The sequence below is a fragment of the Algibacillus agarilyticus genome (genome assembly GCF_003286125.1).
Taxonomy (GTDB): Bacteria; Pseudomonadota; Gammaproteobacteria; order Enterobacterales; family Alteromonadaceae; genus Algibacillus; species Algibacillus agarilyticus.
In genome coordinates, this window is record NZ_QMED01000044.1 from 13,196 (window position 1) to 28,431 (window position 15,236).

At 39.5% G+C, this 15,236-nt stretch carries 9 protein-coding genes; 2 read left to right on the plus strand and 7 right to left on the minus strand.

What is annotated here, in order from left to right; all coding sequences use genetic code 11:
* Positions 1-130: 130 nt before the first annotated feature.
* Complete coding sequence (locus tag DPX34_RS20245) at positions 131-1,864, minus strand: ATP-binding protein (protein ID WP_111980249.1); 1,734 nt, start codon at positions 1,862-1,864, stop codon at positions 131-133.
* Positions 1,865-2,248: 384 nt separating this feature from the next.
* The gene (locus DPX34_RS20250) at positions 2,249-5,032 is read right to left on the minus strand and encodes a family 78 glycoside hydrolase catalytic domain (RefSeq protein ID WP_232824822.1); all 2,784 of its coding nucleotides are present in this window, start codon (positions 5,030-5,032) and stop codon (positions 2,249-2,251) included.
* Between the two features lie 495 nt (positions 5,033-5,527).
* Between DPX34_RS20250 and DPX34_RS20255 the strand changes: the two genes are divergently transcribed.
* Complete coding sequence (locus DPX34_RS20255; RefSeq protein ID WP_111980250.1) at positions 5,528-6,262, plus strand: tetratricopeptide repeat protein; 735 nt, start codon at positions 5,528-5,530, stop codon at positions 6,260-6,262.
* A gap of 186 nt (positions 6,263-6,448) precedes the next feature.
* Here the strand turns inward: DPX34_RS20255 and DPX34_RS20260 are convergent, their stop codons facing one another.
* Complete coding sequence (locus DPX34_RS20260) at positions 6,449-7,873, minus strand: aminotransferase-like domain-containing protein (protein ID WP_111980251.1); 1,425 nt, start codon at positions 7,871-7,873, stop codon at positions 6,449-6,451.
* A gap of 115 nt (positions 7,874-7,988) precedes the next feature.
* Between DPX34_RS20260 and ccoG the strand changes: the two genes are divergently transcribed.
* On the plus strand, positions 7,989-9,359 hold the full coding sequence (gene ccoG / locus DPX34_RS20265) for a cytochrome c oxidase accessory protein CcoG (RefSeq protein WP_111980252.1): 1,371 nt from the start codon (positions 7,989-7,991) through the stop codon (positions 9,357-9,359).
* 94 nt (positions 9,360-9,453) lie between these two features.
* On the opposite strand, the gene DPX34_RS20270 is transcribed toward ccoG, so the two are convergent.
* The 4 genes from DPX34_RS20270 to istA form a co-directional block, all read right to left on the minus strand.
* Positions 9,454-12,384, minus strand: a complete 2,931-nt coding sequence (locus DPX34_RS20270) for a TonB-dependent receptor (protein WP_111980253.1) — start codon at positions 12,382-12,384, stop codon at positions 9,454-9,456.
* A 382-nt stretch (positions 12,385-12,766) separates the two neighbouring features.
* Positions 12,767-13,132 (minus strand): VanZ family protein, encoded by a 366-nt coding sequence (locus DPX34_RS20275; protein WP_111980254.1) that lies wholly within the window; start codon positions 13,130-13,132, stop codon positions 12,767-12,769.
* 210 nt (positions 13,133-13,342) lie between these two features.
* Complete coding sequence (istB, locus tag DPX34_RS20280) at positions 13,343-14,116, minus strand: IS21-like element helper ATPase IstB (protein ID WP_111980255.1); 774 nt, start codon at positions 14,114-14,116, stop codon at positions 13,343-13,345.
* On the minus strand, positions 14,113-15,150 hold the full coding sequence (gene istA, locus DPX34_RS20285; RefSeq protein WP_438938521.1) for an IS21 family transposase: 1,038 nt from the start codon (positions 15,148-15,150) through the stop codon (positions 14,113-14,115). Before istA ends, istB begins: the two co-directional genes overlap by 4 nt.
* Positions 15,151-15,236 lie beyond the last annotated feature (86 nt).

The window sequence follows — 15,236 nt, forward strand, 5'->3', positions numbered from 1 at the left end:
GTACTTAAAGCGAACACGTTTTGCTTTGCAAAACGTGTACTGCCAACTTTATCGAGTCAGTAATGGCAAATCATTCAAACCCACTCTGTTTATTTAAATTTTTTGCTTGGGCTTTTATTTGAGCCTTTTTTTAACTCGATTTATTTACCTCAAGAATCGAACTTAGCGTGTTATACAAGAGTTCAATATCAAGTGGCTTGCCCATATAGTGTTTAAAGCCTAATTTTTTATAGCGCTTAATATCTTCTGCCATCACATTGGCGGTTAGCGCAATAACAGGCACACGCGGATTAATCGCGGATATTTGTAGAAAGGCTTGAATGCCATCCATCACCGGCATTTGAATATCCATTAACACTAAATCGTAGTCGTTACGACTAAAGGCTTTAACAGCTAGCTCGCCATTATCAACAATATCAATGGTGGCCTTGGTGTTTTCTAACATGGTTTGAATAATAATTTGATTTATTTCATTATCTTCTGCTATCAACAGCTTAATATGGCTAAAATCGGGTATGTCGGCTTTGTTTTTCAGCGAGCTTGTTGAGGCCAATTTTGCTGGTTGCAAAGGCAGCATCACGTGCACCGCCGTACCTTGCCCTTCAACACTGTCGATATTAATCGTGCCTTGCATTAAATGAACAAGGTTAACCGTGATCGGCATACCTAACCCCGTTCCGCCATATTTACGTGTCGTTGACGTATCGGCCTGCGAGAAACGCTCAAAAATGTTATCTAGCGCTGCTTGGCTCATGCCTATACCCGTATCAACAACATCAAACTGAATCACTTTTTGGTTATTAACAACGGTCGATTTAAGCTTGATTTCAACACCGCCATGCTCGGTAAATTTAACAGCATTAGACGCAAGGTTAAGTATGATCTGCTTAACGCGAACTGAATCACCTAACCAACCGTCTTCAAAATCATCACAAATTTCAACATTAAAGCTAATCGATGATTCAACAGCCACAACGTTTAAATCGGATTTGATTGATTCTATTATGTCTAATAACGAAAAAGGTTCGAGCTCTAAAGCGAGCTTATTGGCTTCAATTTTAGAAAAATCCAAAATGTCGTTAACGATCGTTAATAATGATTTAGCAGAATAAAGCGCTTTGGCTAACAAGTTGTGGGAGTCTTCATCAAACGGACGATGTTCTAAAATTTGTAATGTGCCTAAAATACCATTCATCGGGGTTCGAATTTCATGGCTCATATTGGCTAAAAAATCACTTTTTACCCGTGCACCTTCTTCTGCTTTAGCTTTGGCTTCTTCTAGTGCTTGGTTTTGCAGCTTAATTTGGTCACGCGATTTTTTTATTTTAAGTGAGAACTGACGGTTAAATACGCCCACATTAATACAATATAAATAAATTGCCGTCGCGGCCGCTATTTTTGAGATAACACTCGATTCTTCCATTAATTCGAAACCAAACAAGGCTCCACCCAGTCCAGCCCCAATGACCATCGCGGCCATACATTTTAGATAAACTTTAACGCCCCCCATAATCAAGCTATTTAATGAATTAACAAGCAGAAACGCAAACACCAACCACAGCTGAAAACCAACCACGGCACACCAAAGGCCATAAAATAACGCATCGATATGTTGGTTAATAAATTCTGAACGTTTATCTGGGATCAATTTAGTATGCAACCGAGCAACATGCGGCCACACAATACAATTACAGAATATTGCCAGCATGACGCCAATAGACATGGTTGGGTAAAATGCCGCCAGCAACATGAGCGCCATCATCAAACAACCGATAACGCGAGGCACATAAGCAACTTTGCCCAGCATACTTTCTCGGGTGTGATCTCCGGCTGAATTAGGGCTCGTTTTGTTATTAAAAGGCATTAATTTGATACCTAAGGTTTATTCGTTTTACTTTTAAGCTCAGGCTAAGTCGCTTGTAAACGGAAAATAAAATAAAGAGAAATGACAATGCTTTAAAGATAGCAAATTTATCAAGAAACTAACAACAATGCGTGGATAAAGAAGCTTAAAATAACCACTGAACATATAACGATTAGAATCATCAATACAACTTGCAGTGTACTAGAAGGGAGTGCAAAAGGGTTGTAATTAAGCGTTATGATTGAGGGGTATTGAGGTATTAAATACAGTGACTTATCGGCTTTAAAATGTCTACGACCTTTAATAATAAAAGGCCGTAGCGTGTTAGGTCACTATAATGTGACTATAATGTGAAGCAACTATTTATAATTTAATGCATATCCATTACTGCATTTTACCTTGAATAATATACTCACCTGGCGCTAAGTTATTCAAATCAATGTTAGCCGCTAACTCACCATTTACCGTTAATTTTGTAATGGCAACGGTGGGTAAAATAATGTTAGCCACCGTATTTTTAGGGATAACAACATGCATCATAAGTTGGGCGTTTTCAGTATTCCAACTCACTGCAACCTCACCTTGTGGCGTTGTATAGCGCCCTTTAGCCTGATTTAATTGAGCACCAAACTGTGGTTCAATATTTATCGTTTTAAACCCTGCTTTAGCTGGTTTTATACCTAAAATACCTTCATAAAACCAACGGGATATTGTGCCATAAGCGTAGTGATTTAATGAGTTCATTCCTTGTGGGTTAAAACCGTCTTTCAGTGTGTACGAATTCCAGCGTTCCCAAGTGGTGGTTGCGCCGTTGTTAATTGAATAAAACCATGAAGGGTAGCTTTCTTTAAACAACAAATCATAAATCACATCACTGCGACCGGCGTCTTGCAATACTTGGGTTAATAATGGCGTGCCTAAAAAACCGGTACGTAAATGCGAATCAGCATCATTAATCAAAGCCAGTAGTTTATTTATAGCAAGCTCTCGTTTGTTTTGTGGAAACAAGTGATACGCTAAACCGAGCAAGTAAGTTGTTTGCGTTTCTATGCCTTGTTTTAGGTTAAGTTGATCATCAAAAAAGTGCTGATTAAAAGCTTGTTTTATTTGCGTGTGTAATTCATTTAACGCGTTAACATCATCAACTTTATTTAACACTTCGGCCGCATTTTTGGTTAACGCAACCGAATGCGCAAAATAAGCCGTACCAATTAAACTAAAATCAGTGTTCCCACGATTACCCTTATCACCTTCTTTAGTGATAACCGGATAAGGTTGAAGCCAATCGCCAAAAGTCATCATTGTAGAGATTAACTTATCACTCTTTTTCTTGTGGTAATTAACCCAACCTTGCATCATGTCATAATTATCAGCCAGGATCGTTTTATCACCCGTAACTGTGTATAGCTCCCAAGGAATAATGGTGGCGACATCGCCCCAACCTGATGATGTCCATTTTATTTTCCAGTCAACAAAAGGAATATATAAAGGCACTTTGCCATCACTTTTTTGCTCTTCACGAATACTCTGTAGCCAAGCCGACCAAAAACCGTATACATCACCCATGTACATTGAAGGCGTGGCAAAAACTTGTGCATCCCCTGTCCAACCTAAGCGCTCGTCGCGTTGTGGGCAATCAAGCGGAATATCAAAAAAGTTACTTCTCATGCCCCATACAATATTCTCAGACAACTTGTTTAACTTAGGGTGCGAGCTTTCAAAGCTAGCATGTAGCTTCATATCAGAATGTTGAACTAGTGCCGTCGCCCATGATTTATTGGGCATATAGTGTGTATCAAAACCGGTTATTTCGATGTATCGATAACCGTGATAAGTAAAAGTCGGTTGATATTCAATCACACCCGTTACGTTTGGCAGGTAATAATCGGTTGATTTTGCCGTTCGGTAATTATCGGTATAAAACTCACCTTTATGTAATGCTTCTGCAAAGCGAATTTTAACTTCTTGGCCTGCCACAACCGGTATGTTTATTTTAGGCACACCCACCATGTTTTGACCAAAATCGAATACAACACGGTCGTTATTAACGCTCACAATGTTTTTAACCGGTAATTGTTCTGTAATACGGATGGGTTCATGACGTTTGGGTGCGATCGCTACCTTTTTATCAAGCGGTTCTGCAACAACCGGCTGCCAACCTTTTTCGTTAAAGTTTTTGTTTTTCCAACCTGACATTTCCATTGATTGATCATAGCGTTCACCGTCATAAATACTGGCAAAGCGGATCGGCCCGTTTAATGATGCGGTCCATGAGGTGTCGGTGGGTATTATTTGTTTTTGGCCGTTGGCATACGTAATTTCAACCTGGGCGAGTAAACGTGCCGGTTTTTTGTGATCTTTTTCAAATTGGTCAAATGCTCTACCCGCATACCAACCGCCCGCTAAACTGGCGGCTATTACGTTTTCACCGGCAACCAATTGATCCGTTAAGTCATACGTTAACGATTCAATTCGCTTTGCATAAGGTGTCCAGCCGGGTGTCATTACATCGTTATTCGACACCGGTGCATTATTAATAAACGGTTTAAACAAGCCTTTTGCACTGATGTAAAGCCGAGCTTTTACAACATCACCGGTAACCGTAAAGCTTTTACGTAAATATTGAGGTGTGGCTAACCGAGCTTGAGATGGTTTTTGATTAAGCGCCGTATCTGGATGACCAATCCATTGTGCTTGCCAATCATGATTGTTTAACAACCCTAACTCTAGCGTTTTAGGTAAGCTCCAATCAGACACAGAATCATTTAGCCCCCAATGGCGCACACGCCAATATACACGTTGCCTAGAATCAAGTGATTTACCTTGGTATTTAACCCAAGACGTTGCATTTGACGTGACTTTTTCGCTATCCCAAAGTTGTTTTTGAGAGCCCAATAAAATGGGTTGGGCAGCAACTTGAATTTGATAAGCGGTTTGCGTGTTTAGTGCGCTTTTATCTGAAATTTGCCACGAAAAACGCGGTTGTTGCTCATAATAACCAAGCGGTTCATTAAACCCTTCGCCCACGGTTAATTTAACCGGAGCCATTGGCACGGCAGCTTCTATTATCGACGGTGCAGTAGACTGACTACCGGTACAGGCCCCAAGCATTAAAGCCAATAGTAATGCACCGTATTTTTTTGTACATCTCGTTTTAATAAGCATCATTATTCCGGTCTTCTCTTGTTATTAAGTTGGGTTACATACTGATTTTGCATAAAACACCCCCCAGATCACACATAAACGTATATACCTTTTGTAACGGTATATACTCAAATCATTTCAACATAAGGCAAAAAAAACTCATTTAAGTTTAGGCCAACTAATTAAGTTAAGGGCACAGTACGTTGTGGTTGTTTAGTTATACAATTTAGTGGTCTCATGTTGACTCTCTGGCTCGTTAGCCAAAGTTTAGAATGTTTAAAATGAAACATAAAGACTACTAAAAACCATAATAGATTACTATTGACTTATATTGAATAAATATATTGTTATACAGTTTATGCGTTATGTAAATTAACAAATGGGTTAAATCACATTTACATTTAACGATCCAACTTCATTAAACCGGTATAAATTTATCTTAAATCAAAAATATCTAATCTAGCCAGATCATCGCAGGCACGGTAATATACTTTTTTATTTAATAACGCTTTTTACCTTATGATATTAAAACAAACGTTTTCAGCTGCACTTTGCTTTTTACTTCTCTCAAGTCCGGTTTTAGCCGATTTAGAAAAAGGCATACATGCCGCTAATTTTGGCGACTTTAAAACAGCACGTATTGAATTTGAAACCTTAGTTGAGCAAAACTATGCACCGGGTATGTATCACTTAGCCGAGTTATTTGAAAAAGGCTTAGGCGTTGTAAAAGATCAGAAAAAAGCGTTAGCCCTATATAATCAAGCCGCCGAAAAAGAATTGCCTGAAGCCATATTTAAGATGGGGGTTATATACCAAAATGGCATAGGTGTTGCGCCTGATTTAACAAAAGCCCATTACTGGTATAAACGCGCAGCACAAAAAGATATTGTTGCCGCACAATTTAATTTAGGCGTGTTTTACAGTAACGGCCAAGGTGTAAGGCAAGATTATAACCAAGCCTTTGATTGGTATGTAAAAGCGGCATCTAACAACAGCAGCTCAGCCCAATTTAATTTGGCATTAATGTATTACGAAGGTAAAGGCATAAAAAAGAGCATAAAAGATTCTTATATTTGGAATACAGTCGCCGCCTATAACGGACATCTAGATGCGCAAAAAAGCATGAATATCGACAAACGTAGCTTGAGCCAAGAAGAAGAAAAACAAGCAAAAAAAGAAGCTGATAGCATTTATTGGCAAATTAAAAACGGTAAATATTTTGGACCGAGCAAACGCTCTAAATTATCGTTTTAAGTTAAAAATCACGTTAAATTAGACAAAATAACGCCATATTTTGTAAGCAACTTGGTTTTGAATCTACCCAATTAACTTGAGTATAGATGATTGAACGAGAATACGAGAAGGTTGCCATGCCTTTCACGCATAGCAACCTACAAATAAAAACAACACATTATCGATGCCTGCTAAGATAAACACGCCCTAGCTAACACGCTTGGTTATTATGTTTTCGCATAATACGCCTAGTTTAATCAACGCCTTTAATCGTTTTCCGGTAGTCGGATGTGCAAAGCTTAATCGAATAAAATTCGAAAATTTATCTTCCGCCGTAAATAAGCCTCCCGGTGTAATGACAATGTTATCGGTTATGGCTCGGTTATATAACAACAACGTATTGATGCATTCAGGCAATTCAATCCAAATACTCAACCCACCGTCAGGCACCGTATACCGAACCGCAAAATGCCAATAAGTTTGAATAGCATCAATCAATTGTTTTTGTTGAATTAACAATGTTTTACGAAATTGATGTAAATGACGTTCAAAATGCCCTTCGGCCATAAAACTGGTTAAGCCTTTTTGGGTTGCCTGACTAGTCGATAATTGATAAATCAATTTGAGGTGCGCTATTTTTTTATAATGCCTTTTGCTAATGATCCAGCCTATGCGTAAATCTCGTGACAATGACTTTGAAAAAGAGCTACATAATATAACGTTGTCATGCGTGTCATACGTTTTTAATGGCTCAACAGTTGAATGAAAACCCAGGTCGCCATAAATATCGTCTTCAATGAGCGTAATGTTGTGCTTATGCGCTAACGCCACAATTTCTTGTTTATCTCGGCTAGGCATTAATGCCCCAGTCGGCGTTGCAAAATTAACGGTTAATATACAAACGTTTACATGCCAAGTTTCAATTGCCTTGTTAAAAGACGCCACACTCAACCCCGTTGTAAACGAACTGGGTAGCTCAACCACTTTTAATTGCAGGTGTTGTAGTAATTGCAGTAAACCATAAAAAGCAGGACTTTCAATCGCAACAATATCACCCGGTTTACACGTGGCCATTAAGGCTAAAAATAAACTATTTTGGCAACCCGATGTAACACAAATATCGTTTGTATCGCTGATCACATTTCGTTTTCGGTAATGCTTACTCATTTGCTGTCGCAATAATTTATCGCCCGAAGGTTCAGAATAATAGAGTGCGTTATGTTGCGCTTCATGGCGCAATGCACGACTTATATGACGATTAAGTAGTAATAAACTATTGGCATTTTTTGAGCTTTCAACTTTTTGAGGCGAAATATCAAACGCGGCACCCCGCTCCATTATTTCATAAAAAACATCAGGCACATTCACCAGTTTAGGCTGACTAATTCGGTTTTTAACCGTACTAAGCGGGTCTTGTTGCGGGGCATTAACATAGTAGCCCGATTTGTTTTTAACCCATAAAATGTTTCTGGCTTCAAGCGTGTGAAGGGCTTTTTGAACCGTAATAACCGACACATGATAAGTTTGCGCGAGCGTTCTAATTGAAGGGACTTTTTCATGTGTTTGCCACTGCCCTGCATCAATTAAATTTTTTAATTGATCGGCTAATTGTTCATATTTAAATTGCCGCATACACCCTCTTTAACAACCCCAATCTGTACCTATTGTAATTTAGTTTTTTGTGCATACCAATAACAGTTTAACTCGTTACACTCTAATTCACGTTATTATCACTCGGTGCATGACAATGAGCACTTCGCCTTTATCACCCAAAAATCTTATTTTTAAAACCAACAACACTGATGAAAAAATATATGTTCGAGAACAACATGGGGTATTTCAACAAATAAGGCGCTCTTTAGCCTTTGTGTTAATCGCCCTATTTATATTAATACCGTTTATTCAATACGATAATAGACAAGCGATATACATCGATTTAGTTCAACAACAAATGCATATTTTTGCTTTTACCCTTTTTCCACAAGACTTAGTTATATTCTCGCTTCTGCTTATTTTTTCGGCTTTTTTATTGTTTTATCTAACGCATCTTTATGGCCGTATTTGGTGTGGCTTTACTTGCCCTCAAACGATATGGATGTTGCTTTTTAATTGGGTTGAACGCCGCATTGAAGGCACTCACCATCAAAGCAAAGCACTCGATAAACAAGCGTTAAACTTGAATAAATTAGCTAAAAAAACGGTTAAACACGCTATTTGGTTGAGTATTTCATTACTCACGGCTTTAGTGTTCATTTCGTACTTTGTGCCAGTGAATGAACTCTATTACCCTTTTTTTACATATACATTGTCTTCAACCGCGACTTATTGGGTGGTTTTTTTTGCAGTTTGCACTTATATAAATGCCGGTTGGATAAAAGAAAAAATGTGCCAACATATGTGCCCTTATTCTCGCTTTCAATCGGTTATGTTTGATCAATCAACCAAACTGGTAACCTATGATGCAACCCGAGGCGAAAAACGAGGTAAAAGAAAACGAAGCCAAGAGAAACCCGCAGGACTAGGTGATTGTGTGGATTGTGATCTGTGTGTTCAAGTGTGCCCAGTGGGCATTGATATCAGAAACGGCTTGCAATATGAATGTATTAATTGTGGGTTATGCGTTGATGCATGCAATTCAACAATGACAAAGTTTAATTATAAACCAGGCCTAATTGCCTTTACCGCACAACAACTCAATAACAGCAACATAAAAAAACATATTTCATATGGGGTTGCCGTTATATTAACCTTAATCGCCATGATGGTTTGGGCTGTTAGTTGGCAAAGTTACGATGTGAATATTCTACGAGACAGGCAAGCGCTTTATAACATTAACCATGCCGGTAAAGTCGAGAATACATATTTGTTTAAAATTAGAAATAAATCGGCATCGCAAAAGCGGTATGAAATCACGTTAACCGGCTTACACAATATTAATATTGTTGGCGGATCAATCGTGACGATACAACCCAATGCGTTAAAAGTTATTTCGATAACACTCGAGAGCCTACAACCACAACCTAAACGGGTTAATAATTTTTCATTTAATATCAAAGACACACAATCTAATACGATGATTACAAAAGAAAGCGCATTTTATAGTCGTAACGATGGCTAGTAGCAATCACACGGGTTATCGGGTTAGAAAACTAAAAAGCCGCTAACAAGGTAGCGGCTGGTCTTAATGTTTTTCTATTATAGGCTTAAATCTATTATAAACGTCCGCGCACACCCACGGTATAGCGTGCTTCATATACATTTTGCCATGCTTTTTGATCGTTCCATTGCAAATAGTATTCTTCAAACTCACCGGTTAAGTTACTCCCGTTCAAGTATACGGTTAGATTTTCGTTGATATCATAACTGACCGATGCATCTACATACGCGGTCGCATCTTGATATAAAGTTAAACCTTCAGTGCCCCAAACTTGATTAAAGGCTGCTGCTCGTTCACCCCGATAATTATACGCGATACGGGCTTGTAGCTTGTCGGCTTCGTACCATGCGATTAAATTATATTGATTTTCTGAGTTGTCAATAAACGGTATTTTATTACCATCTAAATCTTTTTCACCAGAATCACTGGGCGAATACGTATAGTTAGCTTCAATACCAAAGTTTGTTAATAAACCGTCTTTTAATACACTGATATCGCTAAAGGCTTGTTTTAACGCGACTTCAACCCCTTCGAGCGTACCGCCTTCACCTTGAACATTCGTTTGTACCGATGTAGTTCTACGCACAACACCATCTTGATCTGGTAATTCAGCATCAACCGAACCGCGTTCAATAAAGCTATCAATATCCACTTTAAATAAACCAAGACTGAACATACTGGCTTCACCGGTGTAATATTCAAATGATAAGTCGAGGTTACTTGCACGCCATGGATCGAGATCAGGGTTGCCATTTGAGCTAGCTGAAATGATCTCAAACACACCGGTATCTGAGTTGATAGCATAGGTAGGCGCTAAACCACCACCCCATTGATCTAAATCGAGTGAAGACATGGTTTTTGAATAAGCAAAACGAATTAACATTTCATCATTTACGGCTAATGCTAAGTTCAATGCCGGTAAAAAATCACTGTAATCACGTGGCGTCACGCTATCACCTTCATCGACTTGGCCCGCACCATACGGTAATGAAGCGCCAACGATATTTTGAGTAATAGACAAATCCGTTTTGATATAACGTGCACCCAAGTTACCCGTTAATGGCATATTGGCAATGTCGGTTTCAAAATTAGCTTGAGCATAAAATGACGTTTCATCTACATCAACGTTGTAGCTTTGCCCCGGGATCACTCCCTCTACATTACCCGGATAATAAGTATTATGAAAACCAACAACATCTTGCATGGCTAGTGGGTCTAGCGCGTACAGGTTAGGGATCCCCGTTGCAGGGCCAAAATCACTAATTTCGATAGCGGCGTTACCAAAACTAGATAACGCAAGCGGCTTACCGGCAGTATAGGTGGTATCGCCATTAGTCCAACTACATGAGTCGTTATTTAAATCAACATCTGTTGCCTTCCAACGCACTTTACAGTTATCAGGGCCAAACGTACCCAATAAATGATATTGTGTATTGCTCGCTGAACGTTGGCTAAAACGCGCACCCGATTCGATAGACGTAACCAGACTGTTTTCTAAATCATATTTACCATCAAAACGTAAAATCGCCATATCGCCTTCACGGTCGTAATTGTTTTCAGACGTTAACGCGCCAATGCCATAGCTATTAATATTGCTTGTTACATCGGTTGGTACACCCGACCAATGAGGGTGTTCGCCACGATAATCAACCGTGATGGTTTGTAAACCTGCATAACCACCAGGGTTTGTTGCTAAGTTACCTTCCGGATAATCTTGGAACTCAACCCCCCACTGACTACCATTGGCCATGTCTGCATCAGCGTAACTGTTAATATTGTTGTCTTCGGCTTCGCCATAAATGGCACGGGCTGTAAAAGTAAATGCACTGCCATTATCGTAGCTAAGCTCAACATTGACATTTTTTGATTCTTTTTCAAAAACGCGAATATTTGAATACGATTTTAAGCGACGTCCCGTCCCAATATATTGCTGTGTCGAGCTAATACCTTCGGCACCTGTTTCTCTTGATATACCAGGTTTACCCCATCCCCATTGTTGCCATTTATCAGAAATAGAGGCACCGGCAGCCGCTTCAACTTCAGTTAAATCCGTAAAAAATACATCTGATGTTAAAATTAAACCTTCGCCAAAATCATGATTAAACGATAAGTTAACGCCTAAACGTTCCCGACTGGTTGTTCGATTATAAGCCGTATGACCTTGATAAGAGATAAAACGGTCATCTAAATCACCATCGCCATTAACATCGGTACCGTTGTAGTTCCAGTTATCTCCGGCTGCGCCGGCTTCTGTTGGCATACCAGACCAACCCGCATCTGAACCACCGCCAGCCATGCCGTTATAATAATTACCTAACGTAACATCTGAAAAGGCAACCGATAATAGTGCACCTGACTTACCGCTATTCCAACCCGCTAATAAGTTAAAAGCAGGCTCAACTTCTTGGGTATCAGCCCCATAATGAGATTCAACTGCACCCGTGACGGTGTAACCTTCTTCTAAGTCAAATGGGCGTAAAGTTTGTAAATTAACCACACCGGTAATACCACCACCTAATGTGCTGGCATCAGTAGATTTCATTACATCAGCGCCTTTAAATAACTGAGATGGAATATCACCAAAATCAGGCTGAATACTCGTCACAGCACCCGCAGCCATATATGACTCACCATTTAATTGAGTAAGTACTTGCGCCATACCACGAATATTAACAGATGACCCTTCACCTGCCGTACGGCGTATTTGCACACCCGTTATACGTTGTAGTGAATCAGCAATGGTTGCATCGGGTAATTTACCGATGTCTTCTGCCGAAATAGAATCGATGACGCTTGTTGCAAAACGCTTGTTATTAATTGACCGAACTTGTGAACCTCGAATACCTCGAATTTGAATCACTTCCATCCCATCTGCTTCGTCAACAGCAGCCTCGTCAGCGGCAACAGCCGTTGTTGATAAACTAATCAACAACGATGAAGCAATACTAGACGCAAGAAGCGTTTTGCTAAATTTACGGTTAAACATGTGTTTGTCCTTCTTAAGTATCTAAGTTGTATTTATTATAATAAGTAACCGGTTACATATAGATTTTGAGATAATTATGATAATAAAGATTTATTTTACAATATATTATATTCTAAAAATAAAACCCATTAACACAAAAAGTAACCGGTTACATAATACTAACCAATGTAACTTATGAATTACAAGATAATAATGCACACAATTAAATTTAAATTAATGAATATAAACGAGAACACAAAATAATTATGTTTGAACTCGTATACTATCGGCTAATCATAAAGGGTAAGCAAAAACCAAATAAAGCAATCACCGTTAATAATTAATTTAAACCACTCAGGTGGTTGTTCATTAACAACGATTGGTATTATTTAGGTAGGGTTATTCATAATAATTTTTGTTTTAAAACAGCCCAGCGAGCAAAAGAAGCTAACCCAATTCCAAACACAAGCCCCAAACCGTTTGCGCCTAAATCTAGCCACTCACCATAGCGATTAACATAAGGCTGAATGAGCTCAATAACCCCACTATAACCTAATAAAAACAGTGTGATAATTAACCATTTATTGGGTCTAGCCAATGCCACAGGAAAAGCCAAAGCGCCATAAGCAATAAAATGATGCGTTTTATCAGAACCCGGAACCGAAGGCAGATTATCAACTGGATATAAAGACAAAATCGAGATTGGTAAGATTATTATAATGGTGAATAGTAACCATTGAGATTGAATCAAATGTAACAATTGCTTCAAGGAATGCTCCGAATCGTAATAACGTTAACTTAAATAATTTAAAACGTTTTGGCTATAGTAACGAATACACAGAGGTGAACCAAGCATTTAAAATTCATTAATGACATACAAATAAGCTAAATATTCAACCCAATTGATAACGAGCCAATTACACCCTTGTGTCAACAACAATTGAATAGTGATCCACCCCAACAATCGAAAAGTGATCCACTAATCCTTTGGTTTATCCATTAAACCAGCTTGTTTCTTTTCCTTTATTCGATAGCTATCTCCTTTGATTTGAATAATGTGCGAATGGTGCAATACCCTATCTAACATTGCAGATGTCAGCGCTGTATCGTCTGCAAATACCTGCCCCCATTGTCCAAATGGCAAGTTGCTAGTTAAAATTACTGACCCTTTTTCATATCGTTTGGCGATCACCTCGAATAACAATTTGGCTTCGTGGGCACTGAATGGAAGGTACCCGATCTCATCAATTATCAGTAACCTTGGCGCAATTACCGAGCGTTGCATTACTTGTTTATAGTTATCTTGCCGTTGCGCGGTGACCAGTTGTAGGATCAAATCTGAAGCACTGATAAAGCGCGTTTTTATCCCTGCTTGAACGGCTTTATAACCTAGCGCAACTGCGATATGAGTTTTGCCAACACCTGAAGGTCCCAACATCACCACATTCTCTTGTCTCTCGATAAAGGAGAGCGATGCTAATTCCATGACTTGCTTTTTGGGGACGCCTGTTGCGAATTGATAATCGAAATCCTCTAAGGTTTTCAGGCTAGGGAACCCCGCCATGCGCGTAAACATATGCTGTTTACGCTGATGCCGTGCACGTTTTTCACATTGCAACACCTGTTCTAAAAAAGTGAGGTAATCCCATTCCTCTTTGGCCGCTTGCTGAGCTAAATCACACGCATTGGCATCAATACCAGCTAACTGTAACACCAAGGTGAGTTCATTTATACGTGATAATTGCAGGTTCATATCGCCTCCGACAATTGGTCGTAAATACTAAGGGGGTGGTGTAATGGCTGTTCATTTAACGCCGTTAATGCTGAATGCAGAGGCACGTCAGGCGCAAGGGACGTGACTACTGGAAGCAGTGTTGGTGGCAAAGACTGTAAAGCGAGTCGTTCTTCAATCAAGCGGTTCGCTGGTTTTTGTTTGGTGGTATCGTGAATGCGTTGATGAGCCACTGTATCAAGCCATAACATAACTTCGGCATTGGCGGTCATGACATCTAACGTTTCTCCTATAGCCTCCAATTTGGTATTGAGTGGTCTGAAAAAATTATCGCGAACATAACGGACCATACGCTCAACCTTACCTTTAGTTTGTGGTCGGTAAGGTTGGCAGAGCTTAGGTATAAATCCCATGCTTTTAGCAAATTGGTAAAAAGCTTGGTTGAGTTTATGTTGCCCTTCACCATAAGCGTCACGCTCAATCACGACCGTTTTCATATTGTCATACAATGCTTCTTGTGGCACACCTTGAAAATAGTCAAAGGTTAAACGGTGGCACTGCTCAAGCGTGTCGTAACGCATATTATCGGTAAAGACGACCATCATAACGCGGCTATAACCCAGCACAGCGATAAAGGCATGTATCGGGAACTTGCCCCCGCGCATTTGCCCCCAATCTACCTGCATCTGCTTACCTGGTTGGGTTTCAAATCGAACAGTCTCCGTTGGGGACGGCTTACCACGATATGCATATAAATACTGACGTAATAGCGATAAACCACCACAGTAGCCTAATTCTTTGAGCTCTCGAAATAGAACAACGCCCGATAAGTGCACAGGCTTGGCTTGTGCAATACGTGAATGAAGAAACGGTTTATAGAGATCGAGTAATGAAGTCGTTTTCGGCCGAGCAGAATAAGCTGGCGAATCAACTTGCATGCGCAAATAACGTTTAACGGTATTGCGTGATATCCCGAGTTGTTTAGCAATGGCCCGTTGAGAAAGGCCTTGTTGGTGCAGAATCTGAATTTTCATAAGTTCTTCTTTTGTGATCAAGGTGCCTCCGAAAAGGCACAATAGTGAAAACAAGTGGATCAGAATTCAACTGTTGAAGTGGATCAGTTTTGCATTGTTGGTAACAC

Bases quoted from the DNA above. Each gene is read 5' to 3' on its own strand.
- DPX34_RS20260 (WP_111980251.1), bottom strand. From the start codon at position 7,873: ATGCGGCAATTTAAATATGAACAATTAGCCGATCAATTAAAAAATTTA.
- ccoG (WP_111980252.1), top strand. From the start codon at position 7,989: ATGAGCACTTCGCCTTTATCACCCAAAAATCTTATTTTTAAAACCAAC.
- istB (WP_111980255.1), bottom strand. From the start codon at position 14,116: ATGAACCTGCAATTATCACGTATAAATGAACTCACCTTGGTGTTACAG.
- DPX34_RS20250 (WP_232824822.1), bottom strand. From the start codon at position 5,032: ATGATGCTTATTAAAACGAGATGTACAAAAAAATACGGTGCATTACTA.
- DPX34_RS20270 (WP_111980253.1), bottom strand. From the start codon at position 12,384: ATGTTTAACCGTAAATTTAGCAAAACGCTTCTTGCGTCTAGTATTGCT.
- DPX34_RS20255 (WP_111980250.1), top strand. From the start codon at position 5,528: ATGATATTAAAACAAACGTTTTCAGCTGCACTTTGCTTTTTACTTCTC.
- DPX34_RS20245 (WP_111980249.1), bottom strand. From the start codon at position 1,864: ATGCCTTTTAATAACAAAACGAGCCCTAATTCAGCCGGAGATCACACC.